The 24,187-nt window shown below is 73.8% G+C and carries 23 protein-coding genes; 13 read left to right on the top strand and 10 right to left on the bottom strand.

Annotation, left to right across the window (positions count from 1 at the left end; translation table 11 throughout):
- Positions 1-350 precede the first annotated feature (350 nt).
- Positions 351-1,379 carry an L-glyceraldehyde 3-phosphate reductase gene (gene mgrA / locus ACQEVB_RS26165; protein ID WP_432976315.1) on the bottom strand — a complete coding sequence of 343 codons (1,029 nt, stop codon included), beginning with the start codon at positions 1,377-1,379 and terminating at the stop codon, positions 351-353.
- Positions 1,380-1,411: 32 nt separating this feature from the next.
- Positions 1,412-1,972, bottom strand: a complete 561-nt coding sequence (locus tag ACQEVB_RS26160; protein WP_432976312.1) for a DUF4232 domain-containing protein — start codon at positions 1,970-1,972, stop codon at positions 1,412-1,414.
- A 134-nt stretch (positions 1,973-2,106) separates the two neighbouring features.
- On the opposite strand from ACQEVB_RS26160, the gene ACQEVB_RS26155 reads away from it, so the two are divergent.
- From ACQEVB_RS26155 to ACQEVB_RS26115, 9 genes are all read left to right on the top strand, one after another.
- Positions 2,107-2,550: an SRPBCC family protein gene (locus tag ACQEVB_RS26155; RefSeq protein ID WP_432976309.1), complete on the top strand. Its 444-nt coding sequence runs from the start codon at positions 2,107-2,109 to the stop codon at positions 2,548-2,550.
- Positions 2,551-2,578: 28 nt separating this feature from the next.
- Positions 2,579-3,172, top strand: a complete 594-nt coding sequence (locus ACQEVB_RS26150; RefSeq protein WP_432976306.1) for a PadR family transcriptional regulator — start codon at positions 2,579-2,581, stop codon at positions 3,170-3,172.
- Positions 3,173-3,265: 93 nt separating this feature from the next.
- On the top strand, positions 3,266-4,231 hold the full coding sequence (locus tag ACQEVB_RS26145) for an ATP-binding cassette domain-containing protein (protein ID WP_432976303.1): 966 nt from the start codon (positions 3,266-3,268) through the stop codon (positions 4,229-4,231).
- A complete protein-coding gene (locus tag ACQEVB_RS26140; RefSeq protein WP_432976300.1) occupies positions 4,228-5,007 on the top strand; it encodes an ABC transporter permease in 780 nt (259 codons plus the stop codon). The genes ACQEVB_RS26145 and ACQEVB_RS26140 overlap by 4 nt, the downstream gene beginning before the upstream one ends.
- Complete coding sequence (locus ACQEVB_RS26135) at positions 5,004-5,444, top strand: nitroreductase family deazaflavin-dependent oxidoreductase (RefSeq protein ID WP_432976297.1); 441 nt, start codon at positions 5,004-5,006, stop codon at positions 5,442-5,444. The genes ACQEVB_RS26140 and ACQEVB_RS26135 overlap by 4 nt, the downstream gene beginning before the upstream one ends.
- Positions 5,441-7,699, top strand: coding sequence for an ATP-binding cassette domain-containing protein (locus ACQEVB_RS26130; protein ID WP_432976294.1), 2,259 nt, complete (start codon positions 5,441-5,443; stop codon positions 7,697-7,699). Before ACQEVB_RS26135 ends, ACQEVB_RS26130 begins: the two co-directional genes overlap by 4 nt.
- Before the next feature lie 112 nt (positions 7,700-7,811).
- Positions 7,812-10,307, top strand: coding sequence for a DEAD/DEAH box helicase (locus ACQEVB_RS26125; RefSeq protein WP_432980579.1), 2,496 nt, complete (start codon positions 7,812-7,814; stop codon positions 10,305-10,307).
- On the top strand, positions 10,304-11,038 hold the full coding sequence (locus tag ACQEVB_RS26120; protein ID WP_432976291.1) for an SWIM zinc finger family protein: 735 nt from the start codon (positions 10,304-10,306) through the stop codon (positions 11,036-11,038). The genes ACQEVB_RS26125 and ACQEVB_RS26120 overlap by 4 nt, the downstream gene beginning before the upstream one ends.
- A gap of 99 nt (positions 11,039-11,137) precedes the next feature.
- Positions 11,138-11,890 (top strand): sulfite exporter TauE/SafE family protein, encoded by a 753-nt coding sequence (locus ACQEVB_RS26115; protein WP_432976288.1) that lies wholly within the window; start codon positions 11,138-11,140, stop codon positions 11,888-11,890.
- A gap of 78 nt (positions 11,891-11,968) precedes the next feature.
- On the opposite strand, the gene ACQEVB_RS26110 is transcribed toward ACQEVB_RS26115, so the two are convergent.
- Positions 11,969-13,078 carry a heparan-alpha-glucosaminide N-acetyltransferase domain-containing protein gene (locus ACQEVB_RS26110; protein WP_432976285.1) on the bottom strand — a complete coding sequence of 370 codons (1,110 nt, stop codon included), beginning with the start codon at positions 13,076-13,078 and terminating at the stop codon, positions 11,969-11,971.
- 87 nt (positions 13,079-13,165) lie between these two features.
- Here ACQEVB_RS26110 and ACQEVB_RS26105 point away from each other — a divergent pair, with 87 nt between their 5' ends.
- A complete protein-coding gene (locus ACQEVB_RS26105; protein ID WP_432976282.1) occupies positions 13,166-13,633 on the top strand; it encodes a hypothetical protein in 468 nt (155 codons plus the stop codon).
- A gap of 8 nt (positions 13,634-13,641) precedes the next feature.
- Here the strand turns inward: ACQEVB_RS26105 and ACQEVB_RS26100 are convergent, their stop codons facing one another.
- The 3 genes from ACQEVB_RS26100 to lepB form a co-directional block, all read right to left on the bottom strand.
- Positions 13,642-15,342: a serine/threonine-protein kinase gene (locus ACQEVB_RS26100; protein WP_432976279.1), complete on the bottom strand. Its 1,701-nt coding sequence runs from the start codon at positions 15,340-15,342 to the stop codon at positions 13,642-13,644.
- Between the two features lie 65 nt (positions 15,343-15,407).
- Complete coding sequence (locus ACQEVB_RS26095) at positions 15,408-16,580, bottom strand: alpha-hydroxy-acid oxidizing protein (RefSeq protein WP_432976276.1); 1,173 nt, start codon at positions 16,578-16,580, stop codon at positions 15,408-15,410.
- Positions 16,581-16,676: 96 nt separating this feature from the next.
- A complete protein-coding gene (lepB, locus tag ACQEVB_RS26090; protein WP_432976273.1) occupies positions 16,677-17,114 on the bottom strand; it encodes a signal peptidase I in 438 nt (145 codons plus the stop codon).
- 181 nt (positions 17,115-17,295) lie between these two features.
- On the opposite strand from lepB, the gene ACQEVB_RS26085 reads away from it, so the two are divergent.
- Positions 17,296-17,502, top strand: a complete 207-nt coding sequence (locus tag ACQEVB_RS26085) for a hypothetical protein (RefSeq protein WP_432976270.1) — start codon at positions 17,296-17,298, stop codon at positions 17,500-17,502.
- Positions 17,503-17,560: 58 nt separating this feature from the next.
- Here the strand turns inward: ACQEVB_RS26085 and ACQEVB_RS26080 are convergent, their stop codons facing one another.
- The 4 genes from ACQEVB_RS26080 to coaA all read right to left on the bottom strand — a co-directional run bounded on the left by ACQEVB_RS26080 (position 17,561) and on the right by coaA (position 21,530).
- Positions 17,561-19,399 carry an ABC transporter ATP-binding protein gene (locus ACQEVB_RS26080; RefSeq protein ID WP_432976267.1) on the bottom strand — a complete coding sequence of 613 codons (1,839 nt, stop codon included), beginning with the start codon at positions 19,397-19,399 and terminating at the stop codon, positions 17,561-17,563.
- Complete coding sequence (locus tag ACQEVB_RS26075; protein ID WP_432976264.1) at positions 19,396-19,920, bottom strand: TlpA family protein disulfide reductase; 525 nt, start codon at positions 19,918-19,920, stop codon at positions 19,396-19,398. Before ACQEVB_RS26075 ends, ACQEVB_RS26080 begins: the two co-directional genes overlap by 4 nt.
- Positions 19,921-20,035: 115 nt before the next feature.
- Positions 20,036-20,500 carry a MarR family winged helix-turn-helix transcriptional regulator gene (locus ACQEVB_RS26070; protein WP_432976261.1) on the bottom strand — a complete coding sequence of 155 codons (465 nt, stop codon included), beginning with the start codon at positions 20,498-20,500 and terminating at the stop codon, positions 20,036-20,038.
- A 52-nt stretch (positions 20,501-20,552) separates the two neighbouring features.
- Entirely contained in the window at positions 20,553-21,530 is a 978-nt protein-coding gene (coaA, locus tag ACQEVB_RS26065; protein WP_432976258.1) for a type I pantothenate kinase, read from the bottom strand.
- Between the two features lie 226 nt (positions 21,531-21,756).
- Between coaA and ACQEVB_RS26060 the strand changes: the two genes are divergently transcribed.
- Complete coding sequence (locus ACQEVB_RS26060; RefSeq protein WP_432976255.1) at positions 21,757-23,091, top strand: hemolysin family protein; 1,335 nt, start codon at positions 21,757-21,759, stop codon at positions 23,089-23,091.
- Positions 23,081-24,187, top strand: a complete 1,107-nt coding sequence (locus tag ACQEVB_RS26055) for a hemolysin family protein (protein ID WP_432976252.1) — start codon at positions 23,081-23,083, stop codon at positions 24,185-24,187. The genes ACQEVB_RS26060 and ACQEVB_RS26055 overlap by 11 nt, the downstream gene beginning before the upstream one ends.

Raw genomic sequence — 24,187 nt, 5'->3', positions numbered from 1 at the left:
ACACTCCGACCTGAACATGATCCGACCATCGACGCAACTCGTCGGTCCGCAGTGTGATCAGCCCGACGACGTTGAGCCGCGAGATGTCCGGACACCCGCGCGGGCCGTCCCACCAGGCGAAACACGGAACGGCCAGTGTGGGTCCAGGCCGTGGACTGGCGACACCGCATCGACGGCCAGACCGGTGCACACCCGTCCCGAAACCCACATCTCGCCATGCCCGAATCCACAACTCGCCGGCGCCGAACCCACAACTCGCGGGCGTCGGGGCACGGCCGCCCCGCGAGTTGGGGAAACCGCGTCGGCGAGTCGTGGTTCTCGCGACGTGGAGATGCGGGTCCGGGACGCCCTCAGGACTCCGTGGAGGACTTCGACCAGAGGTTGATGCCTGCCTCGACGGCGTGCTTGTCGATGGCGGCCAGCTCGTCGGGGGAGAACTCCAGGTTCTCCAGGGCGCCGAGGCTGTCGTCGAGCTGGTCGACGCTGCTCGCGCCGATGACCAGCGACGTCATGCGCCGGTCGCGCAGCGCCCAAGCGAGGGCCATCTGGGCGAGCGTCTGTCCGCGGTCGACCGCCATCCCGTTGAGCGCCCGGACGTGCGCGAGCGTCTGCTCGGTGAGCTGGTCGGGCGAGAGCGACTTGTCCTGCGCGGCCCGCGAGCCCGCGGGGATGCCGTCGAGGTACTTGCTGGTCAGCAGGCCCTGGGCGAGCGGGGAGAACGCGATGCAGCCGACGCCCAGTTCGCCGAGGGTGTCGAGCAGCGCCTCCTCGATCCAGCGGTTCAGCATCGAGTACGACGGCTGGTGGATCAGCAGCGGCGTGCCCAGCCGGCCGAGGATCTCGTACGCCTCGCGGGTGCGCTCCGGGCTGTACGACGAGATGCCCGCGTACAGCGCCCGCCCCGAGCGGACGGCGGTGTCGAGCGCCCCCATCGTCTCCTCGAGCGGCGTGGTGGGGTCGTACCGGTGGCTGTAGAAGATGTCGACGTGGTCGAGGCCCATGCGGGCGAGCGACTGGTCGAGGCTCGACAGCAGGTACTTGCGGGAACCGCCGTCGCCGTACGGGCCGTCCCACATGCCGTAGCCGGCCTTCGTCGAGATGATCAGCTCGTCGCGGTACGGGCGGAAGTCCTGGGCGAAGATCTGCCCGAAGTTGACCTCGGCGCTGCCGGCCGGCGGGCCGTAGTTGTTGGCCAGGTCGAAGTGCGTGACGCCGCGGTCGAACGCGCGGCGCAGGATGGCCCGCTGGTCGTCGAGCGTGCGGTCGTCACCGAAGTTGTGCCACAGGCCCAGCGAGATCGGGGGCAGGTCGAGGCCGCTGCGGCCGGTGCGGCGGAACTGCGCGGAGTCGTAACGGGTCGGGTCGGCGACGTACGTCATGGGTGAAGCATGCACTCAGCCGCCGCGCGGTCTCAGGCCGGGCGCACGGCCTGCACGAACAGCTGCGGCTGCGGCGGGTTCATCGAGCAGCCCTGGCCGCCGTCGAACGGCACGAAGAGCGATGCCGTGTCGCCCGGCGGGTAGATGCGCAGGCCGCGCACGGGCACCGGCTTGCAGGCCGCCGCGTCGAAGTTCTGCACGTTGACCAGCCGCAGCTGGGCACTGGCCGCCTTGCCGGGCGCCAGGTTCACCTGCGGGTGGCGCGGACCGTCCATCTCGGCGGCCGGCCCGACCTGGTGCCCGTCGTCCCCCGCCACGTAGGAGACGCCGGGGAAGCCGACGAGCTCGCAGGTCCGGGTGCCCGTGTTGGTGAGCAGGAGGGGTCGGAAGACGGACCCGGCTCCGGCGTCGCCCTGCCCGAGGGAACCGCGCAGCTCCGCGGTCGTGCAGCGTGGCACGCCGGCCGGTGCCGAGGTCGAACTCGGCGGGAGGGGCGCGCTGGTGGGCTGCTGGGTGACCGGCGCCGCCGTCGTCACCGGCGGCGACGGGACGGCGGGGGACGAGCAGCCGGCCAGCACGAAGACCGCGAGCACCCACCCTGCACGAGCTGCGTGCGACATCCCGACCCCCGATCGCTGGTTGCCTGTATCAACGAGGACGGGACGGGCCCGCAGCGCGTTGCGCCCCGCGTCCAGCCGATCGGGTAGCTCACCAGGAGGGACAGCAGATGGTGACGATGACGGTGGAGCGGGTCGTGCGCGCGCCCGTCGACGAGGTGTTCGACTGGCTCGCCGACCCGGGCAACTACCCGACGAGCCGGGTCGTGCTCCGCGCGCGGCTGGTGACGACCGGCGCGGGCACCCCACACGGGACGGGCGCGGTCCGCGTGCTGCTGTGGTTCATGGGCTGGTTCCGGGAGCGGATCACCGCCTACGAGCGGCCGCGCCGGTTCGACTACCTCGTCGAGCGCAGCGTCCCGCCGGTCCGGCACGAGGGCGGCTCGCTCACGTTCACCGAGGTGGCGGGCGGTACCCGGGTGGTCTGGACGACGACCGCCGTGGCCGCGCTGCCGTTCGCCGCCGACGTCGTGACGCGCCGGGTGGCGGCGCCGGTGATCACGTGGGCGTTCGGGCGCGTCCTCGCCGCGGCGGACAGTGCGTTGGCCCGCTGATCCCGCGACGCTGGCTACCCTCTCCCCCATGTCGGCGACGCGCCTGCTGGTGCTGGGGATCGTGCGCGGGTACGGCCGCGCGCACGGCTACCTCGTCGGCAACGACCTGGTGTCGTGGGGCGCCGACGAGTGGGCGAACGTCAAGTGGGGCTCGATCTACCACGCGTTGAAGGCGCTCACCCGCGACGGCTACCTGCAGGACTTCCAGACCGAGACGCGCACGGAGTACGAGCTCACCGAACGGGGCGAGCAGGAGTTCATGCAGCTGCTGCGGGCGGCGGTGCGCGACCCGCAGCCGCGCGCCGACTTCCTCGGGGCCGCGCTGGCGATGCTGCCGTCACTGTCGCGCGAGGAGGCGATCGGGCTGCTGCGCGAGCGGCTGGCGATCCTGGAGGAGCGGCGCGACAAGGCGGCGGCCCAGCTGGCCGGCTGGACGTACCCGCCGCACGTCGGCGAGCTGTTCGGGCTGTGGGTCAACGACGCCGAGGCCGCGATCGCCTGGACGCGCGGGATCATCGAGCGGCTGGCGGGCGGGGCCTATCCGATGGCGGGTGAGCCGCTGTCGCCGGGCTGGCCGGGGATCTGGCCACGGCTCAAGGAAGAGACGCTGGACGGGCCGTAACACTCGCCCGGTTTCGGGCGATTCAAGTTTGCATACCCGCGGATCGTCGGGCACACTCGACGACCCGTAGTTCAAACTTGAGTACGGAGGCCCATGCCATCCGCCGTGCATGCCGAAGCACTGCGCTCCACCTACCCCGGCTCTGCCGTCCCTGCCCTCGACGCCCTCGACCTCTCCGTTCCGCCCGGCACCGTGCACGGCCTGCTCGGCCCGAACGGCGCCGGCAAGACCACCGCCGTCCGCATCCTGGCCACGCTGCTGCGACCCGATTCCGGGCACGCCGAGATCGCCGGCATCCCACTGACCGACGCCGCGGCCGTCCGGCGGCGGATCGGTCTGGTCGGGCAGTACGCCGCGCTCGACGAGATCCTCGACGGGCGGGCCAACCTGGTGCTGTTCGGGCGGCTGTTCCAGCTCCCGCCTGGCGCCGCGCGCAGCCGAGCCGACGAGCTGCTGGAGCGGTTCGACCTGGTCACCGCCGCGGACCGACCGGTGGCGACCTACTCCGGTGGGATGCGCCGGCGCCTCGACCTCGCCGTCGGCATGATCCTCGCGCCGGCCGTGCTGTTCCTCGACGAGCCCACGACCGGGCTCGATCCCCGCGGTCGCGCCGAGGTCTGGGCGGCGGTGCGGGCCATGGTCGCCGAGGGCACCACCGTGCTGCTCACCACCCAGTACCTGGAGGAGGCCGACCAACTCGCGTCACGCATCTCGGTGCTCGCGGCTCCCCCGGGCGGCGGCGGCCGGGTCGTCGCCGAGGGCACGCCCGACGAGCTGCGCACCCTGATCGGCGGCGACCGCATCGTGCTGACCCTGCGCCACACCGACGACCTCGCCACGGCCGTCGCGGTGCTGGCCCGGATCGGTGACGGCGAGCCGGCGGTCGACGCCGACCTGCGGCGCGTGACGGTGCCGGTGACCGATCGGCTGGCGGCACTCGCCGCGACCCTCACCGACCTCTCCGACGCGAACGTGGAGGCCGAGGACCTGCAGGTCCGCCGACCCACCCTGGACGAGGTGTTCCTCCATCTGACGGCTGCATCGACGGAGGTTCGTTGACCACCCTCACCGACACCCGGGTCCTGACCGGCCGCTACCTCGCCCACCTGCGCCACAAGCCCGGGCAGCTGGCTGCGACGGTCGCGTTCCCGGTGATGATCCTGCTGATCTTCGCCTACCTGCTGGGCGGGATGATGCGCGAGCCCGGCGACTACCGGGTCGCGCTCGTCCCCGGCATGTTCACGATGACGATGCTGTTCGGGATGTCCGCGACGATGGTCGCGGTCGTCACCGACGCCCAGCGCGGCATCACCGACCGCTTCCGCTCGCTGCCCATGTCGTCGGCCGCCGTGCTGCTCGGCCGCGCGACGGCCGACCTGCTGATCTCCGCGATCGGGCTGGCCGTGCTGATCGCGGTCGGGCTGCTCGTGGGCTGGCGCTCCGAGCGCGGGCTCGGCGCTGCCGCCGCGGCCGTCGGGCTGCTGCTCCTGCTGCGGTTCGCCCTGATCTGGGTGGGGATCCTGTTCGGCACGCTCTCCCGCGACACCGGTGCCGTCACGGCCGTGCAGACGCTGGAGTTCCCGCTCGGCTTCCTGTCCGGGCTGTTCGTCGATCCCGCGACGATGCCGCCGGTGGTCCGCGAGATCGCCGAGTGGAACCCGCTCTCGGCGACCGCCGCGGCCGTGCGCGAGCTCTGCGGCAACCCCGGCTGGACGGGCGGGTCGTGGGTGAGCGACCACGCCCTGCTCATGGCCGTCGTCTGGCCGCTCGCGATCGTCGCCGTCGCCGCCCCGCTCGCCGTCCGCCGCTACCGCCGCCAGGGAGGAACCGCATGACCGACCCCCGCCGCTCCATCCGACCGCCCGCGTGGATCAAGAGCATGAACGAGGGGCTCGCCCGCGACGGCGTCCCCCTCGACGTCCTGACCGTGCCGGGACGCACGAGCGGCCGGCCGCGCAGCACCCCGCTCACCGTCGCCGAGCTCGACGGCCACCGCTACGTGCTGGGCGGGTTCCCGGCTGCCGACTGGATCAAGAACGTGCGCGCAGCCGGGACCGGCACGCTCGCCCTCCACACCGGCACCTCCGAGGAGGTCCGCCTCGTCGAGGTCGACGACGCAGAGGCGGAGACCGTGCTGCGGGCATGGCCCGAGGTCACGCCCGACGGCGTCGCGATGATGGTCGACGCGGGGGTCGTGACCGGCGCCACTCCCGACGCCATGGCTGAAGCGGTCGGGATCTGTCCGGTTTTCCGCGTAGAAGGGACGGCATGACCGAGTACATCCGCGTGACCGGGGCCCGCGAGAACAACCTGCGCAACGTCACCGTGGAGGTGCCGAAGCGGGCGATCACCGCGTTCGTCGGGGTCTCGGGTTCCGGCAAGTCCTCGCTGGTCTTCGACACGATCGCGGCCGAGGCGCAGCGCCAGCTCAACGAGACGTTCTCGGCGTTCGTGCGCGGATTCCTGCCCAAGCTCGGCCACCCCGACGCCGACCTGATCGAGAACCTCTCCACCGCGATCGTCGTCGACCAGAAGCGGCTCGGCGGCGGCTCGCGCTCCACCCTGGGCACGGTCACCGACATCAACCCGCTGCTCCGGCTGCTGTGGTCGCGCCGGAGCGTTCCGCACGTCGGGCCCGGTTACGAGTTCTCGTTCAACGAGCAGGGCATGTGCCCCACCTGCAACGGGATCGGCCGCAAGGTGGCGCTGGACCACGCGAAGTTCTTCGACATGACGAAGTCGCTCAACGAGGGGCCGATGCGCCACCGCGACTTCGCGCTCGACACCTGGTACTGGGCGATCTACGCGAAATCCGGCCACTTCGACAACGACAAGCCGCTCAAGGACTACTCCGAGGCCGAGTGGAAGCTGCTGCTCTTCGGCGCGGACGAGCGGGTCACCCTGCCGATCCCCGGCAAGAAGGACGTCACGTTCGAGTTCGAGGGCGTGGAGACCAAGTTCAACCGCCTGTTCATCACCGCCGACGAGAACGGGGCGTCGGCGCGGAAGAAGGAGACGATCGAGCGGTTCACCTCGGCGCAGACGTGCCCGGACTGTCGCGGGCAGCGCCTCAACGAGGCCGCCCGCAGCGCCCGCGTCGACGGCCACACGCTGCCCGAGGTGTGCGCGACGGACCTGGTGTCGTTGCACGCCCTGCTGCCGACGATGGCCACCCCGCCCGTGGCACCGCTCGTGGCCGAGGCGACCGCGCGGGTCGGCGCGCTGATCGACATGGGCCTGGGCTACCTCACGCTCGACCGCGAGACGTCCACGCTGTCCGGCGGGGAGAGCCAGCGCATCAAGATGGTGCGCCACCTCGGCTCGTCGCTGATCGACGTCATGTACGTGTTCGACGAGCCGACGATCGGGCTGCACCCGCGCGACGTCGGCCGCATGAACGCACTGCTGCACCGCCTGCGCGACAAGGGCAACACGGTGCTGGTCGTCGAGCACGACTCGGACGTGATCACCGCGGCCGACCACGTCGTCGAGCTCGGTCCGCGCGCCGGCAGCCACGGCGGCGAGATCGTCTACCAGGGCGACGTGGCCGGGCTCGCGTCCTCGGGCACGCTGACCGGCGAGTTCCTGCACCGCGAGGTGCGGGTCAAGGAGCGGGTGCGCACACCCACCGGCACGCTGCCCGTCCGCAACGCCACGGCGCACAACCTCACCGGTTTCGACCTGGACATCCCGCTCGGGGTGCTGGTCGCGATCACCGGGGTGGCCGGCTCGGGCAAGAGCACGATGGTGCGCGAGGTGCTGGTGCCGCAGCACCCCGACACGATCGTCGTCGACCAGAGCGCGGTCGCCACGAACATCCGCTCGACGCCGGCCACCTGGACGGGCGTGATGGAGCCGATCCGCAAGCTGTACGCCAAGCGGACGGGCACCAAGCCGGCGCTGTTCAGCTTCAACTCCGCCGGCGCCTGCCCGACCTGCAACGGGTTGGGCGCGGTCTACGCCGACCTGGCGTTCCTCGACGGCGTCCGCTCCACCTGCGGGGACTGCGGCGGCCGCCGCTACACCGACGAGGTCCTCGCGCTCACCGTCGACGGCAAGTCGATCTCGGACGCGCTCGACCTCACCGCCGCCGATGCCGTCGACTTCTTCACGGGGCGCGACATCCGGCCCAAGCTGCAGGCGCTGGTCGACGTCGGGCTGGGGTACCTGACGCTCGGCCAGCCCTTGTCCACGCTGTCCGGCGGCGAGTGCCAGCGGCTCAAGCTGGCCAGCCGGCTGCACGAGGAAGGCAACGTGTACGTGCTCGACGAGCCCACCACCGGGTTGCACATGTCCGACTGCGGGCACCTGCTCGGGCTGCTCGACCGGCTCGTCGACGGCGGCAGCTCGGTGATCGTCGTCGAGCACAACCTCGACGTCATCGCGCACGCCGACTGGGTGGTCGACCTCGGCCCGGACGGTGGCGACGCCGGCGGGCGGATCGTGTTCGAGGGCCCGCCGCACGCGCTGGTACGGGCCGAGGGGTCGTTCACCGGCGAGCACCTGGCACGGTACGTCGGTGCCTGAGGCCCAGTTCCTCCCGGCCGATCCACCGCGCGACGGCGTGCTCGCCGTCGCCGGTGGGTCGGACCGGCTGACCGTCGTCGTCGCGCCCGGGGACCGCACCGCGGAGATCGGCGTGACCCGGGTGCCGGTCACCGCGGCTGTGGACGGGTTCTGGGGCGCTGCCGCGCAGCTCGCCCTGCGGCTCGTGGCGCGCGGCCGGATCCTGCCCGGCGTCTCCCCGGGCGGGTTCGACGCCTGGCGGATCGGGCCGCTGGACGAGGCCGAGGCGGCATCCGTGCGGGCGCTGGCTGCGGCGATGCCGCCGGACGCCCGCGCGGTGCCGCTCCCCGGCCCGGGCCTGCGGCTCGCGGACCCCGAGACGCTGCTGCGGGCGTTCCTCGACGCCGTCGCGGACACGCTGCCGCGCACCCCGGAAGCGACGCAGCCCTACGCGGCGCTCGCCCCGCAACCCGTCGAGCACCTGCGGGAATGGGCTGCGGAGGCCGCGGCGGGAGTGGACGCGGGCCTGCGGCTGGCGCTGCGCGTCGAAGCGCCGGACGACCCCGGCACGGGCCGGTTCCGGGCGGTCGTCGTGGTGCAGGAACTGGCCGACCCGACGCGCGTCGCCGACCTCGCTGAGGTGTGGGCCGGCACCGCCGCCGGGTTCGGGCCGGACGCCCGGCTGGACGGGTTGACGGCCGTCCGCCGCGCCGCCCGGTTCTGGGACCCGCTGGCCCGGCTGCTGAGCAGTGCCGTGCCGGACGCGGTCGAGCTGGCCGATCCCGATCTCGCCGACCTCCTCGGCGACGGCGGCGACGCGCTGACCGAGGCCGGTGTCGCGGTGCACTGGCCGCGCGAGCTGCACCCCGTCGTCGGCACGCGCGCGGTCGTGGGCGGCGCGGCCCCGCACTCGTTCGCCCCTGGCCTGCCCGGCCTGCACCTGGACTGGGAGCTGGCGCTCGGCGGCGACCCCCTCACCGCCGCCGAGCGGGACGAGCTGGCGGCCGGACGGCGCCCGGTGGTGCGGCTGCGGGACCGCTGGGTGCTGGTCGACGCCACCACCCGGCGGCGGGCACGAGCCCGGACCGAGGGCCCGGTGAGCGCGATCGCGGTGCTCGGCGCAGCCCTGACCGGTGAGATCGACACCAAGGACGGCCGGGCCGCCGTCGCGACCAGCGGCTGGCTCGCCGAGCTGCGGGACCGGCTGGTCGCCGCACCCGAGCCGGTCGCCGCACCTGCCGGGCTCGCCGCCACCCTGCGCGACTACCAGCTGCGCGGACTCGGCTGGCTGCAGCGGATGACCGGGCTCGGCCTGGGTGCCTGCCTGGCCGACGACATGGGGCTCGGCAAGACGATCACCCTCATCTCCCTGCACCTGACCCGCGGCGGCCCGACGCTGGTCGTGTGCCCGGCGTCGCTGCTGGGCAACTGGGAGCGCGAGTTCGCCCGCTTCGCCCCGGACGTGCGGGTGGCCCGGTTCCACGGCGAGGGGCGGGCGCTCGACCCGGCCCACGACGTCGTGCTCACCACGTACGCCACCCTGCGCCGCGACGCCGACGCGCTGGCCGGGCACCCGTGGGACCTGGTCGTCGCCGACGAGGCCCAGCACGTCAAGAATCCGGCGTCGGCGACGGCGCGGGCGCTGCGGACCGTCCCGTCCGCGGCGCGGGTGGCGCTCACCGGCACGCCGGTCGAGAACGACCTCACCGAGCTGTGGGCGATCCTCGACTGGGCCACCCCGGGGCTGCTGGGCGGGTTGGCCGAGTTCCGGGCCCGGTGGGCCGACCCGATCGCCGACGGCGACCGTGCGGCGGCCGCCACGTTCAGCCGGCTGGTCGCGCCGTTCCTGCTGCGTCGGCGCAAGTCGGACCCGGGCATCGCGCCTGAGCTGCCGCGCAAGACCGAGACCGACCACCCCGTCCGGCTGACCCGCGAGCAGGCCGCCCTCTACACGGCCGCCGTCGACGAGGCGCTCGCGGAGATCGCCGGCAGCGACGGCATGGCCCGCCGCGGGCGCATGCTCGCCCTGTTCACGGCCCTCAAGCAGATCTGCAACCACCCCGCGCAGTACGTGCGCGAGGAGAACCCGCAGCTCACGGGCCGGTCGGGCAAGCTGGACGTGCTCGACGAGCTGATCGACGAGATCGTCGCGGCCGACAGCGCGGTGCTCGTCTTCACCCAGTACGTGGCGATGGCGCGGCTGCTGGAGCGGCACCTCGCCGAGCGGGGCGTGCCGGCGCAGCTGCTGCACGGCGGCACGCCCGTCGCCGAGCGGGACCGGCTCGTCGCCGCCTTCCAGGAGGGCGCCGTGCCGGTGTTCCTGCTGTCGCTCAAGGCCGCCGGCACCGGGCTCAACCTCACGCGCGCCGACCACGTCGTGCACGTCGACCGGTGGTGGAACCCGGCCGTCGAGGAGCAGGCGACCGACCGCGCGTACCGGATCGGGCAGACCCGCCCGGTCCAGGTGCACCGGTTGATCGCCGAGGGCACCATCGAGGACCGGATCGCGGCGATGCTGGCCGGCAAGCGCGAGCTCGCCGACGCGGTGCTCGCCGGCGGCGAAGCCGGCCTCACCGAACTCACCGACGCCGAGCTCGCCGAGCTCGTCACCCTGCGGGAGGGACCATGACCGCGCTCGGCTTCCCCGCGTTCCCGCCCCGGCCTGGCCGGCGCGGCCGGTCGTGGTGGGCGCGGGAGTTCGTGGCCGCCATGGAGGAGACGGCGCTGCACCTCACGCTGCTGAAGCGCGGCCGCCGCTTCGCCGGCAGCGGGCGGATCGGGCCGATCACGGTGTCGCCGGGCCGCATCGGCGCCGTCGTGGACGACCCGGACGGCACGTTCGCCGTGGAGGTCCACGTGGGCGTGCTCGACGACGCCGCGTGGGACCGGCTGCTCGACCAGGTCGCTGCCGAGGCCGGGCACCTCGCTGCGCTGGTGGAGGGCGAGCTGCCGCGCTCGCTCGTCGAGTCCGCCGCGGCGGCCGGCGTGGACCTGCTGCCGACCGTCGGCGACCTGGAGTCGGAGTGCGGCTGCCCGGACGTCGGCGACCCGTGCCAGCACGCCGCCGCCCTCTGCTACCAGGTGGCGTGGCTGCTCGACGACGACCCGTTCGTGCTGACGCTGCTGCGCGGCCGCGACCGGGCGGCGCTGGTCGGCGAGCTGGTCCCCCGGGCGGTCCCACCGGCGGGCGAGCCGGCGACGGACGCGTTCGCCCGGGAGGTGCAGCCCTTGCCCCTCCCCGGACCCGTGCCGGCCCGCACCACAGCGACGACCGTGCCGCCCGCGCCCGGGCTGCCGGTGGACCTGCTGCCGGCGCTCGTCACCGCTGCGGCGGCCCGCGCCCGCGCGATGCTGGGATAGCCCGGCAGCGGCACGGCCGTGCTCGATCGCCTCGCCGGACCGCCCTCGACGTGGGAGATCTCACCGGTCGATCTTCCGGCCTCGGACTAGGTTTGACCTGTGGACGTCGCGACCGTGTTCCTGCTGCTCGCAGCGGGTGTCGCGGCCGGGATCACGGGTTCGATCGCCGGGTTGGCGTCGCTGTTCTCCTACCCCGCGCTGCTGGCCGTCGGGCTGCCGGCCACCGCGGCCAACGTCACCAACACCGTGGCGATGACGATCTCGTCGGTCGGCTCCACGCTCGGGTCGCGACCGGAGCTCACCGGGCAGTCCCCCGTCCTGCGCCGCTACGCGGTCCTCGCCCTGATCGGCGGCGCGCTGGGCGCCGGCCTGCTGCTGGTAACACCGCCCGGGACGTTCGAGCTGATCGTCCCGGTACTCGTCGGCGGCGCCGCGCTGGTGCTCCTGCTGCAGCCGTGGATCCGCCCGTCCGCCGATCCGGCCAGGCAGGCGTCCGGGCCGGCCGTGACCGCCGGGATCCTCGCCGTCACGATCTACGGCGGCTACTTCGGGGCGGCCGCCGGCGTGCTCATGCTGGCCCTGCTGCTCGTCGGCCTGCCGGTGTCGCTCCTGCAGGGCAACGCGATCAAGAACGTGCTGCTCGGCCTCTCCAACGCGGCCGCGGCCATCGGGTTCGCGGTGCTCGCGCCGGTGCAGTGGTGGGCCGTGGTGCCGCTGGCCGTCGGGCTGCTCGCCGGCAGCTTCACCGGCCCGGCGCTCGCCCGCCGCGTGCCCACCCCGATCCTGCGCTCCGCGATCGGCCTCGCCGGGCTGGGCCTCGCCGTGGCGCTCGCCGTCGAGGCCTGGGGTTAGCGACGACCTCACACACGGCTGGGCCCCTTCACACACGTTCCAACCTGTGTGAACGGGCCCAGCGATGTGTGATGTCGCTCAGGAGCGCGCCCGCTCCGCGGCGAGCACCCGGGTCCGCACCGACCGGCTGGCGGCACTCACCGCCGCCTCCAACGGACCCCGCGCGCCCATCACGCTCAGCGCGGCGCCGGCGACGGCCAGCAGCACGACGTGGCCGAGGAACAGCGGCAGCGGGTCCGGGTCGGCCCCGACGTCCACGGTGGTGAGGACCGTGTGCAGGACGTACAGCGTGAGCGGCGCGGCGCCGATCGCCGCCGGGAGCCACAGCAGCGGCGCCGCAACGCGGGCGAGCAGCAGCATGAACCCCAGCACGGCCAGCGCGGACCCGGTGGTGCGGGCCAGGTCGAACGGGGTGCCCGAGTGCGGGGCGTCCACGGCGAGCCACCACCACGTCCCGGTCGGGGTGGTGCCGTAGAACTCGGTGGTGGCCGCCCGTCCCAGCACTGCCGCGCCGCCGGCGTCGAGCAGCAGCGCCGACGCCCCGCTCGCCGCAGCCGACAGCGCCGCCCCACCCGCCAGCAGGACGGTCGCCACCCGCGGGCTCCGCAGGTCGGTCCGACCCACCGCCAGGCCGGCGAGCAGGTAGGTCGTCCAGGTCAGCACCGGGTAGACCCCGGCGACCGTGAGGGTCCAGAGCAGGCCCGCCGGATCGGCGAGCGCCTCCAGCCCGACCTGCGCCGGGTAGCGCGCCTCGTCCCGCAGCAGGTGCGAGAGCACCGGCGAGAGCCCGCACCACACGACCGCGAGCGCGGCCAGCGCCCCGGCGGGCACCCGCAGCAGCGGGATCGCGACCAGGAAGAGCACTCCGTAGTAGGCGAGGATCACCAGCGGGCGCGGATCCAGATCGGCCAGCACCAGCCCGATCACCGCGATCAGCGCGGCCCGCACCGCGATCCCGGCACCCGCGGCGAGCTGGGCCCGCCCATCGGGAAGGCCGCGAGTGGCCAGCGCCAACCCCGTGCCGGCCAGCACCGCGAACAGCGCCGACGCCCGCCCGTCGAACAGGAACCCGACCAGGGTGGGGCTGCCGTCGCTCCGCTCCGTCTCGAGGATGTGGGTCGCCACCATGCCGATCAGGGCGACGGCGCGGGCCGCGTCGATCCCCCTGATCCGGTCCCGAGGCGGCACACCAGCCAGTTTAGGGACGAAGGCGGAGCGACAGCAGTCGGCGACGGAGCCCGGGATACCCTCTGGTGTCATGGGAGCGATCGCCTGATGTCCTTCGCTGCGGTTCTCGCCGCCATGCCGGACCTGCTGGCGCGCGCGCTCGCCGAGCACGTCCCCGACGACCACGGCCGCTGCCGCGAGTGCCGGGCCGACGACGGCACGTCCGCCCCGTGGCCGTGCGCCATGCGGCTGCTCGCCGACGAGGCCCGCGGCATGACCGGTGCACAGCAGCGCCGGCCCGAGCCGCCCGCGGCGCCGATGCGCCCCCGTCAGCCGCTCCCTCAGCGCCCGGCAGCCCCGCGTCCCGGGTACGGCGACGACCAGAATCCCGAGACACGGCACCTGGAAACGCAGCACCTGGAGACCCAGCACCCCGAGACGCGGCCGGCGCCGGTCGTGGGCGGCCCGGTCTACGAGGGTCCGGTCACCGCTCCGCAGCCGCCGGTGTCGGACACCTGGGACCCGCTCGCCGACCGCCGGGCCTTCCGCCGGGAGCGGTACCAGAACCACCGCTGAGGCGGCGGTCAGCGCACGCGCGTGCCCGTGCTGGTCACCGGCCCGTCGATGGGCGCTCCGGCCCGGCGCAGCCACTGCGCCAGCGCCGCCTGGACGGCCGACAGCGGCGGACGCTGCTCGGGTGCGGTGTCGAGGGTGGCGCGCAGCAGTGCCAGGTGCGCGGTGCGCTGCGGCAGGTGCGACAGCGCCGCTCCCGCAGCCGCGGCGCGGAGCCCCGAGATGGCGTCCTGGTGCGAGCCGCGCGGCGGGTGCCCCGTGAGCGCGTAGGAGACGGTGGCAGCGAGCTGCCAGCCGTCGGAGGCGGGCGTGGCGCGGTCGCCGCACGCCACCTCGGGCGCCAGGAAGTCGGGGGTGCCCAGCACGAACCCAGCCTGCGTCAACGTCGCGTCGCCGGTGCGCCGGGCGATCCCGAAGTCGATCAGGTGGGCCAGCCCGCTGTTGTCGACGATGACGTTGCCCGGCTTGATGTCGCGGTGCATCACCCCGCGGTGGTGGGCGGCGTCCAGCGCGCCGGCCACCGAGAGCCACACCCGAGCGGCGGCGATGTCGTCGAGGACGCCCTTCTCCCGCACCAGCTCGCCCAGCGAGATGCCGTCGACGTAGCCCATGACGATGACCATGCCGTCGAGCTCGGCGAGCCCGGGGTCGCTGCGCGCCGGGAGCATGTCGTAGATGCGCACGCAGTGCGGGTGGCGGATCGCGGCGAGGGCCTTCGCCTCGCGGCGGATGCGTTCCTCGGTGTCGCTGTCGGGGGCGTGCGCCGCCTTGAGCGCGACGAGGTGCCCGAGCTTGGCGTCATGGGCGAGCCAGACCCGGCCGAACCCGCCGGACCCGAGCTTGCGCACCACCTGGAACCGGGCCGGACCACCCCTCGCCACTGCGGCCGACGAGGTCGACACCGGTGAGGCGCCGGTGGTGCGCGGCGCGGCGAACCGCTGGGGCGGGACCGGTGCTGCGGTGGGTCGGCGCGTGGGCGGTCGGGCCGTCTCGGGCGGGCGGGGGCGGGCGGCCGGCTCGGCGGGCGGCGCGCCGCACATCAGCACCAGCGGGATCCCGATGACGGTGCCGGCGAGGAACCCCAGCCACAGGTGCCACATCGTGCCGGCCGGCACGCCCGCGGTGAGGACGGCGAGCAGCAGGACCGGAACCCAGAAGAACTTGCCCGGCCAGAGCGGCCCGCGGCGCAGGGCGATGCGCGCCTGCAGCGCCACGAACAGGCCGGCGGCGATCGGCACGGCCACCAGCAGCAGACCCGACACCAGCAGCCGGGACGGATCGCTGAAGCTGAACGACTGGACGACGCTGCCGTTGCCCAGGTAGGCCGCCTGGTTGAGTCCCGTGCAGGCCTGCTCGACGCCGAGGGTGTTCTGCTCGCCGCGGGACAGGCCCGGCACCGGGGTACCGGCGTAGGCGATCTCGAAGACCCGACCCGTCGCCAGTGACGCCAGCAGCGGCAGCAGCCCGGCCGTGACGAGTCCGGCGCCGACAAGCACGGCGGACTCGGGCGCCCCGTAGCGCGAGCCGATGCTGCGGCGCAGCAGCGCCACCGTCACCAGCCCGACGGTCGGGAACAGGCCCACGACGATGCCGAACAGCGACACCGACCACGGCCAGTCACCGGGGCAGAGCTCCCGGGGGCCGTCGAGGGAGTCCACGACGCGGCGCAGCGTCGCCAGCAGTCCGGCGAGGAGCGCGGCCAGCCCGTCCACCGGTCTCCTCCCCTGCGCACCCGACCATGCGGCACCTGCGGCAGGCGCCAGCGTTCACTATTCCATCACCGCCGGTGGACGGCGTCGGTGGTCTCGCGGAGAGTGGCGAGGTCGGCGTACCCGGACAGGGCCAGCGTGAGGTCCAGCTCCGCCAGCACCGACCGCACGACGTGCCGGACGCCGTCGGCGCCGGCCAGACCCAACCCGTAGACGTACGGGCGGCCGAGCAGCACGGCGTCGGCGCCGCAGGCCAGCGCGACGGCGGCGTCGGCGCCGGTGCGCACCCCGGAGTCGAACAGGACGGGCACCCGGCCCGCGACGGCGGCGACGATGCTCGGCAGCGTCGTGAGCGCGCCGACGGCCCGGTCGACCTGCCGGCCGCCGTGGTTGGACACGATGATGCCGTCCATCCCGGCCTCGATCGCGGCCACGGCGTCGTCCGGGTGCTGGATGCCCTTCAGCACGATCGGGCCGTCCCAGTTGCGGCGCAGCACGTCGAGGCGGTCCCAGCGCAGCGCGGTGCCGGTGAACATCGGCACCCAGCGCCCGACCGCGGCCATGAGGTCGTCCTCGGGCGCGGCCGCGAGCCCGGCCCGGAACGCGGGGTCGGAGAACGGGATGGCCGTCCCGACGCCGCGCAGGAACGGCAGGTAGGCCTGGTCGAGGTCGAGCGGCCGCCAGCCGAGCGTCCAGGTGTCGAGGGTGACGACGAGCACGGAGTACCCGGCCGCGCGCGCCCTGGCCAGGAGGCTCGCCGTCACCGCGTCGTCGGTGGGCCAGTACAGCTGGTACCAGCGCGGCCCGTCCCCCGAGGCCTGGGCGACCTCCTCGAGGGTGTGCGACGCGGCCGTGGAGAGCACCATCGGCACGCCCAGCTCTGCAGCGGCCCTGGCGACCGCCAGCTCGCCGTCCGTATGCATGATCGAGAGCACCCCGACCGGCGCGAGCAGCAGCGGCGCGGGCATCGCGGTGCCCAGGACGGTGGTCGACCAGTCGCGGGCGGTGGTGTCGCGCAGCATCCGCGGCACGAGCGCGACCTCGTCGAACGCGGCCCGGTTGGCCCGCATGGTGGCGCCGCCGCCCGCGCCGCCGGCGACGTAGCCGAACGGGCCGGGCTCCAGCCGCTCCCGCGCCAGCGCCTCGAGCTCGGCCGGGTCGGTGGGCAGGGCCGGGCGCTCCCCCGCGAGCCCGCGGAAGTAGATCTCGGCGCCGTACGCCGACAGGGGGATCGAGGTCATCACGGCAGCGTGCCACAGGGGGCGCGGCGCAGGGCGGACCCGCTCACGCACACCTCCCGGTGGTCACGCACATGCTGGGACGTGTGCGCGAGCACATCAGCGTGTGCGCGAGGGGGTGCCCGTCCGCAGCCGCAGCACGTACGTCCCCACTACCCCGTCCGCACGGTAGGGGCCCCAGGTGCGCGAGTCGCCGCCCACGTCGTTGTCGCCCAGGGCGACAACCGACCCGGCCGGGACCCGGTCGGCCGGGACGGGCACGCCGGCCGGCACCGGGTCGCCGGGCAGCGCGACGACCCGCTTGACGTGCCACGTCGCGCACTGCCACTCGGGCGCGGTCGCGGCCTCCGGCGCCGCCAGGACCGTGATCTCACCGCGCCGGACCTGCTCCGGCCGGCGCCGGCGCACCAGGATCCGGTCGCCGTTGCGCAGCGTCGGTTCCATGCTCGTGCCCGACACGTTGACGACGACCAGCGTGCGCCGGGCCGCGAGCACCACCGCGCCGGCCACCACCAGCGCCCCCGCCTTCCACCCCAATGCAACCCCCTCCGAACGACGCGACAATAGCCGAGACCCGACATTCCAGATGACGTCGAAACGATGGTCGGCCGACGGTTGCGAATTCCTCGAAATGAGCCGGATTCCGTCATTCCGGGCAGGCGAAGTGGATCATCGTCGGTAGTGTGCGACGCGCTCCCTACTCGATCTCGGAGGACGAATGCTCGCTTCTGTACGGAACCTCGGCGACCGCCTGCTCGCCCACCTCGTGCCCCAGCTGGACGCCTCGGCGTGCACGGCGCCCGAGCGCGAGTGCTACTGCGACGGCGACAACACGGGCCCGAGCTACTGCTGCGAGGAGTGCCGCTACTGCCCGGGCACCGGGTACCGCTGCGCCAGCCTCGGCTGCCGGCAGGGCTGCCCCTGATCAGCCGGCCGGCCGGTCACGGATTCCGTGACCGGCCGGTCCCTTTCCGTCCGGATCGTCAGGCCGGCGTCTCCGTGTATCCGCGGGCCTGCAGCCGGAACAACCGCGCGTACTGCCCGTCGAGATCCATCAGGGAGCGGTGCGCCCCCTCCTCGACGATCCGCCCGTCGGCCAGCACGACGATCCGGTCCGCATCGCGCACCGAGCTGAGCCGGTGCGAGACGAGCACGCTGGTGCGGCCCGCGCGGTGCTCGCCCAGGCTGCGGTGGATCTCGTGCTCCGCCTCGGCGTCCAGCCCGGAGCTGGGTTCGTCGAGGATCAGCAGGTCGCGGTTCTCGCGCATGAACGTCCTGGCCAGCGCGACCCGCTGCCACTGCCCGCCGGACAGCGACACCCCCTGCTCGGGGTCCTCGTCGGCCCCTTCGCGGAAGAAGATCCGGCTCAGCATCGTGCCGTACCGCCGCGGCAGCGACTCGATCTTCGCGGCGATCCCGGCCGAACGGGCCGCGGCCGCGACGCGACCCTCGTCGTCGATGGCGTCGACGTCGCCGACGCCGATGTTCTGCGCGGCGGTCAGGTCGTACTCCATGAAGTCCTGGAACAGCACGCCGATCCGGCGTCGCAACGCCGGCACGGCGACGTCGCGGATGTCGACGCCGTCCCACAGGATCGCGCCGCGGTCGGGGTCGTAGAACCGGCAGAGCAGCTTGATCAGGGTGCTCTTGCCGGCGCCGTTGAGCCCGACCAGCGCCATCGCCTCCCCGGCCGTGATGCGGGTGGTCAGGCCCTGCAGGATCCACGGCTGGTCGGGCGCGTAGCGGAACCACACGTCGACCAGGTCGATGCCGGAGCGCAGCGGCGGCAGCTCGACGGCACGGGCGGGCTGCGGGAGGTCGGCATCCATGGTCACGACGTCGACGTAGGGGCCGAGGTTCACCAGCGCCCGGTGCGCCCGGCTGATCCGGCTCACGAGGCCGCCGAGCGCGCCCTGCAGCCCGGCGACGGCGGCGGCGAACGCCGAGACGTCACCGATCGACAGCCTGCCCTGGTAGGCCTCGGCCACCGCCCAGGCGAGCCCGCCGGTGCTGATCACCGTGCTGAGCAGGGCCAGCAGTGACCGGGACCGCATCTGCCGGCGGTCGAGGTCGCGCTGCACCGTCGCGGCCGTCGCGACCGCGGCCAGGATGCGCGCCTTGAAGAACGGGACCAGCCCCAGCAGCCGTATCTCCTTCACCGCGCGGACGTCGCTGTTGAGCGCGCTCAGCTCGAACTGCCGGCGGCCGGTCTGCGACATGGTCTCCATCGCCGCGGCGAACCGGCGGGACTGGGCCACCTCCGCGAACAGCACCGGAACGGCCGCCACGAGCAGGATGGCCGCCATCGGTGGTGCCAGCAGGTACACCGTCACCAGCAGGCCGGCCACGGCGATGACGTCACCCGCCACGGACGCCGGTCCGATCGTCGCGTCCCCGACCGCCTGGCGGGCCTGCTGGGCCTGCCGGATGCGGTCCAGGATCCGCGGGTCCTCGAACCGGGCGAGGCCCTGGAACGACCCGACGGCGGTGAACAGCCGATCGTTCAGGCGCAGCTCGACCCGGCGGTCGAGCTCGGCGCGCAGGTACGTCGACACCTCCGGCGCGCAGGCCCGCACGAGCCCGGCGATCGCGATCACCGCAACCGCTCCGACCAGCACCGACAGCGGTGCGCGGTCGACCAGCCCGTCGATCATGATCTTGGTGGACCAGGTCACCGCCGACACCAGCACGCCACCGAGCAGCGTGATCGCCAGCTGGGCGAGGGTGAGCAGAGCGCCCGCCGACCACGCCAGACCCCACGCCGTCCGCAGGCGGACCCGCAGCTGCGCCGCCGAGATCCGCCCGTCTCGGCCCGACGTCACCTGCCGGTGCCGGCCAGCGCGCGCACCGAGTGCCCCGCGCTCACGACCACGCCGGTCGCGTCGAGCTGCAGGATCTGCGGGAACGACCGCACGCCCATAGCCTCGGTCACCTGCGTGCTGGCCGGCTCGACCACCACGGTCGGTGATCCCGCGAGCGCAGCCAGGATCGCGTCCCGATCAGCCTCCGGCGCGCCCTCCATCAGCACGAACGCGACCCGGTTCGGATCGTCGTGCACGGCGAACGCCGCTGCCTGGTCACGGCACGGCGCGCACGTCGCCGAGAAGAACCCGACCATCCGCGCGGTGTCGGACGTGTTCGTCACCGCCGCTCCGGCGGTGCTGACGGCGTCGAACTCCGGCAGCGTCCGCCCGAGCAGCTCCGCATCGGAGTCGCTCACGCCGGACCCGCCCGCCAGCAGCGACTCGTGGCTGCGCAGCCTGCGCAGCACCGCGAAGGTGATGAGCAGGTTGAGCAGGACCACCACCGCGAGCACCACGACCGCCGCGCCCAGGATTGCCATCCGAAACCTTTCACAGGCGACAAGGAGGGGCGATCGTCGCAGCCCGCGCCGACGCGGGCCGACTCCCTTCGGTGATCCTGCAAGCGATCTTGAACACACGAGCCGAGCGCGCGGCTCAGTCGTCCACGAGCAGCGCCTCCAATGCGGGCATGGCCGCGGCGATCGCGGCGCGCTGGGCGTCGTCCAGGCGGGCAAGCCGGCGGGCGACGAGCGCCGTACGGGTGGTGCGCACCTCGTTCACGGCCGCCGCGCCGACCTCGGAGAGGGTGATGAGCACGCCGCGCGCGTCCTGCGGGTCGGGTGCGCGGTGCACGAGGCCCTGCTCGTCGAGCGCGGCGAGGACCCTGCTCATCGTCGGCGCGGTGACCGCCTCGCGCCGGGCCAGCTCGGACAGGCGCAGCGGGCCGTGCAGCTCGACGGTGACGAGCGCGGACAGCTGCAGCGGCGGGATCGACTCGTGACCGTCGATGCGGATGCGCCGGTTGAGCCGCCCCACGGCCAGCCGCAGACGGGCGGCGAGTTCGGTCAGCTCGGGCGCGTCGGTGCTGGTCGCCCCGACGTCGGGCGCGTACGACGTCATCGCGCCATGGTGCCAGGCTGCCGGTGCGACGTCACCGATGGCCGCGAATCGGTCATACCTTGCGCAACCGGATACCGGTGACGCTGTGGTCGGGACCCTTGCGCAGGACCAGGCTCGCCCGGCCGCGGGTCGGCTTGATGTTCTGCTCCAGGTTGGGCCCGTTGATCTCCGCCCAGATGCTCTCCGCGCGCGCGATCGCACCCGCGACGTCGAGCTCGGCGTAGCGGCGGAAGAACGAGTCGGGGTTGCGGAACGCGGTCTCCCGCAGCCGCAGGAAGCGCTGCACGTACCAGTTGCGGATGTCGTCGGTGGCCGCGTCGACGTAGACCGAGAAGTCGATGAAGTCGCTCACCGCGAGCGCCGCCCGCCCGCCCGGCGCGGGCTGGGCCGGCTGCAGCACGTTGAGCCCCTCGAGCAGCAGGATGTCCGGCCGGTGCACGACGGCGCGGGCCCCGGGGACGATGTCGTAGGTCAGGTGGGAGTACACCGGCGCGCTGACCGGGGTACGACCCGCCTTCACCTCCGTGACGAACCGCAGCAGCGCCCGCCGGTCGAACGACTCGGGGAAGCCCTTGCGGCTCATCAGCCCGCGCCGCTCCAGCTCGGCGTTGGGGTGCAGGAACCCGTCGGTGGTGATCAGCTCGACGCGCGGGTGCTGCGGCCAGCGGGCCAGCAGCAGGCGCATGAGCCGGGCGGTGGTCGACTTCCCGACGGCGACCGAACCGGCGATGCCGATCACGAACGGGGTGCGGGCACCGGCCGAGCCGAGGAACGTGCGGTAGGCGCGGTAGAGCCGGGCACCCTCCTGCACGTGCAGGGTGAGCAGCCGGGAGAGCGGCAGGTACACGTCGCGCACCTCGTCGAGGTCGACGGCGTCGCCGAGGCTGCGCACCCGCTCCACCTCGTCGGCGGTCAGCGGCAGCGGCGTGGCCTCCCCCAGCTTCGCCCAGGAGGCGCGGTCGAAGTCGACGAACGGCGAGGACGACCGGGAGGGGCTCTGGTCCCGCGCACCGATGCGACTGCCTGCCATGACCCGAGAACCTAGGCCGCGGATGGCCGGATCGCCCCTGGAGGTGACGCGCATCGCTCCACCGGGGGGTGGCGCAGGTTCCGTGCTGCACGCCCGCCCCGCCGTCCTAGACTGGCGGCTTCCACATCCAGGGGAGATCCACCGTGCCCACCGCACGTGCCCGAGGCGCCGAGCCGGGTTGCAGTAGGAAGCCGGGTCCGACCCGGCGTTGCGTGGGCAGGTCCGGGTGACCGTTCTCTGGTCGGTCCTCGGACTGGTCGCTGTGGCCGCCCTCACCGCCGGCACCGCGGTGTCGGTGGCGTCGGAGTTCGCGCTGACGGCCCTGGAGCGCAGCCAGGTCGACGCGCACGCGGCCGACGTGGACGACATGCGGGCGCGCAGCCTGCAGCGAGCGCACCGGAGCCTGTCGTTCCAGCTGTCGGGGAGCCAGCTCGGCATCACCGCGACGACGCTCGTCACCGGGTACGTCGCCGAGCCGGCGATCGCCGCTCTGATCGCACCGGGGCTGGCCGGGGCCGGCCTCTCCGCGGGCCTCGCCGACGGCGTGGCGATCGTGATCGCGCTGCTGCTCGCCACCACGTTGTCGATGGTGTTCGGCGAGCTGGTGCCGAAGAACCTCGCGATCGCCGACCCGATCCGCACCGGTCGGGCGGTGGTCTGGCTGCAGAGCGGCTTCGCGCACGCCTTCCGCTGGCTCATCAACGCGCTCAACACGGCCGCCAACGCGGTCGTCCGGCGGCTGGGCGTGGAACCCGCCGAGGAGCTGCGCTCAGCGCGGTCGCCGCGGGAGCTGAGCTCGCTCGTCCGGTCCAGCGCCGAGCACGGCACCTTGGACGAAGGCACGGCAGCGCTGCTGGACCGCTCGCTGCGGTTCACGGACCGGGTCGCGGAGGACCTCATGACCCCGCGGGTGCGGGTGGAGACCCTGGAGGCCGAGGACACGGTCGACGACCTCGTCGCGCGGGCGCGGCACAGCGGGTTCTCCCGGTTCCCCGTCCAGGACCGCGACCCGGACGTCGTGCTGGGCGTCGTGCACGTCAAGCAGGCGTTCGGGGTGCCGGCGGCCGAGCGGGGCCGGGTCCCGCTGCGCGGGCTCGTGCAGCCGGTGCCGACGGTGCCGGAGTCGCTCGACGGCGACGCCCTGCTCACGGAGCTGCGCGGATCCGGCCTGCAGATGGCGGTCGTGGTGGACGAGTACGGCGGCACGGCCGGCATCGTCACGCTGGAGGACCTCATCGAGGAGATCGTCGGCGACGTGCGCGACGAGCACGACGGTGCCGAGCTCGCCCAGGTGCGCCCGATGGGACGCGGCACCTGGCTGGTGTCGGGCCTGCTGCGCGACGACGAGGTCGCCGAGGCCACCGGGTTCGTCGTGCCGCCAGGTGACCACGAGACGCTGGCCGGGATGGTGGTCGCCCGGCTCGGCCGGATCCCCGACGTCGGCGCCACGGTCGACGTCGACGGCTGGCGGTTGACGGTGATGCGGCGCGACCGCAACCGCATCGCGGAGCTGCGGCTGGCCGACCCCGACGCGGTGGCGGAGGTGCGCCGTGGCCGCTGACGTCGCAGTGGGAACCGACCTGCTCGCCCTGCTCGCAGCGGTGGCGCTGCTGGCCGGCAACGCGTTCTTCGTCGGCGCCGAGTTCTCGCTGGTGTCCGCCCGGCGGGACCGGCTCGAGGCGATGGCGCAGGCGAACATCTCCGGCGCGCGCACGGTGCTGCGCGCCACCGGCGACCTGTCCCGCATGCTCGCCGCGTCGCAGCTGGGCATCACCATCTGCTCGCTGCTGCTCGGCCGGCTGGGCGAGCCGGCGGTCGCGCACCTGATCGAGCGGCCGTTCCTGTGGGCCGGTCTGCCCGATGCGGTGCTGGAGCCCGTCGCGTTCGCGATCTCGCTGGGGCTCGTCGTGATCGCGCACATCCTGCTCGGCGAGATGGTGCCGAAGAACATCGCGATCGCCGGCCCGGAGCGCACGGCGATCTGGCTGGTTCCGCCGTTCCTGGTCTTCACGACCGTGATGCGGCCGCTGATCAGCCTCTTCAACTTCCTCGCGAACGGGGTGCTGCGGCTGGTCGGGGTCGAGCCGCGCGACGAGCTGGAGACGGCGTTCACCTCGGGCGAGCTGGCCGACCTGATCGCCGAGTCCGGTCGCGAGGGCCTGCTGGACGACGAGGAGTCATCCCGGCTCACCCGCACCCTGCACTCGGTGGAGGCCACCGTCGCCGACGTGGTGGTGCCGCTGACCGACCTCGTCACGCTGCCGGCGCGCCCGACCGTGGGCGACGTCGCCGAGGTGGTGGCGCGCACCGGGTTCTCCCGGTTCCCGCTGCGCGGGCCCGACCGGCGGTTCACCGGCTACCTGCACGTCAAGGACATCCTCGACCTGATCGACGACGCGTCCGCCGCGGTGCCGCCGCAGCGGATCCGGGCCCTGCCCGAGGTCGCGGTCGACGCCCGGCTCGACGAGGCCCTCGCCGTGCTGCGCCGGCCGGGCGCGCACCTGGGCCGGGCCGTGGACCGCGGCGGGCACACCGTCGGACTGGTGGCGCTGGAGGACCTGATCGAGCACGTCGTCGGCACGGTGCGCGACGGAACCCACGCGCGTCCGGAGCGCAGCGGCGTGCCGGTCACCGCACCCCGCACGGACCCGGGGTAG

Origin of the sequence: Pseudonocardia sp. CA-107938 (assembly GCF_050936315.1) — a bacterium.
Taxonomy (GTDB): Bacteria; Actinomycetota; Actinomycetes; order Mycobacteriales; family Pseudonocardiaceae; genus Pseudonocardia.
This window is presented reverse-complemented; position numbering and strand designations above follow the sequence as displayed.

What these genes read in the sequence shown, in the direction of transcription:
- ACQEVB_RS26085 (WP_432976270.1), top strand. Translation starts at nt 17,296, where the DNA reads ATGCTCGCTTCTGTACGGAACCTCGGCGACCGCCTGCTCGCCCACCTC.
- ACQEVB_RS26155 (WP_432976309.1), top strand. Translation starts at nt 2,107, where the DNA reads ATGGTGACGATGACGGTGGAGCGGGTCGTGCGCGCGCCCGTCGACGAG.
- ACQEVB_RS26130 (WP_432976294.1), top strand. Translation starts at nt 5,441, where the DNA reads ATGACCGAGTACATCCGCGTGACCGGGGCCCGCGAGAACAACCTGCGC.
- ACQEVB_RS26120 (WP_432976291.1), top strand. Translation starts at nt 10,304, where the DNA reads ATGACCGCGCTCGGCTTCCCCGCGTTCCCGCCCCGGCCTGGCCGGCGC.
- ACQEVB_RS26075 (WP_432976264.1), bottom strand. Translation starts at nt 19,920, where the DNA reads ATGGCAATCCTGGGCGCGGCGGTCGTGGTGCTCGCGGTGGTGGTCCTG.
- mgrA (WP_432976315.1), bottom strand. Translation starts at nt 1,379, where the DNA reads ATGACGTACGTCGCCGACCCGACCCGTTACGACTCCGCGCAGTTCCGC.
- ACQEVB_RS26095 (WP_432976276.1), bottom strand. Translation starts at nt 16,580, where the DNA reads ATGACCTCGATCCCCCTGTCGGCGTACGGCGCCGAGATCTACTTCCGC.
- ACQEVB_RS26145 (WP_432976303.1), top strand. Translation starts at nt 3,266, where the DNA reads ATGCCATCCGCCGTGCATGCCGAAGCACTGCGCTCCACCTACCCCGGC.
- coaA (WP_432976258.1), bottom strand. Translation starts at nt 21,530, where the DNA reads ATGGCAGGCAGTCGCATCGGTGCGCGGGACCAGAGCCCCTCCCGGTCG.
- ACQEVB_RS26105 (WP_432976282.1), top strand. Translation starts at nt 13,166, where the DNA reads ATGTCCTTCGCTGCGGTTCTCGCCGCCATGCCGGACCTGCTGGCGCGC.
- ACQEVB_RS26070 (WP_432976261.1), bottom strand. Translation starts at nt 20,500, where the DNA reads ATGACGTCGTACGCGCCCGACGTCGGGGCGACCAGCACCGACGCGCCC.
- ACQEVB_RS26135 (WP_432976297.1), top strand. Translation starts at nt 5,004, where the DNA reads ATGACCGACCCCCGCCGCTCCATCCGACCGCCCGCGTGGATCAAGAGC.
- ACQEVB_RS26150 (WP_432976306.1), top strand. Translation starts at nt 2,579, where the DNA reads ATGTCGGCGACGCGCCTGCTGGTGCTGGGGATCGTGCGCGGGTACGGC.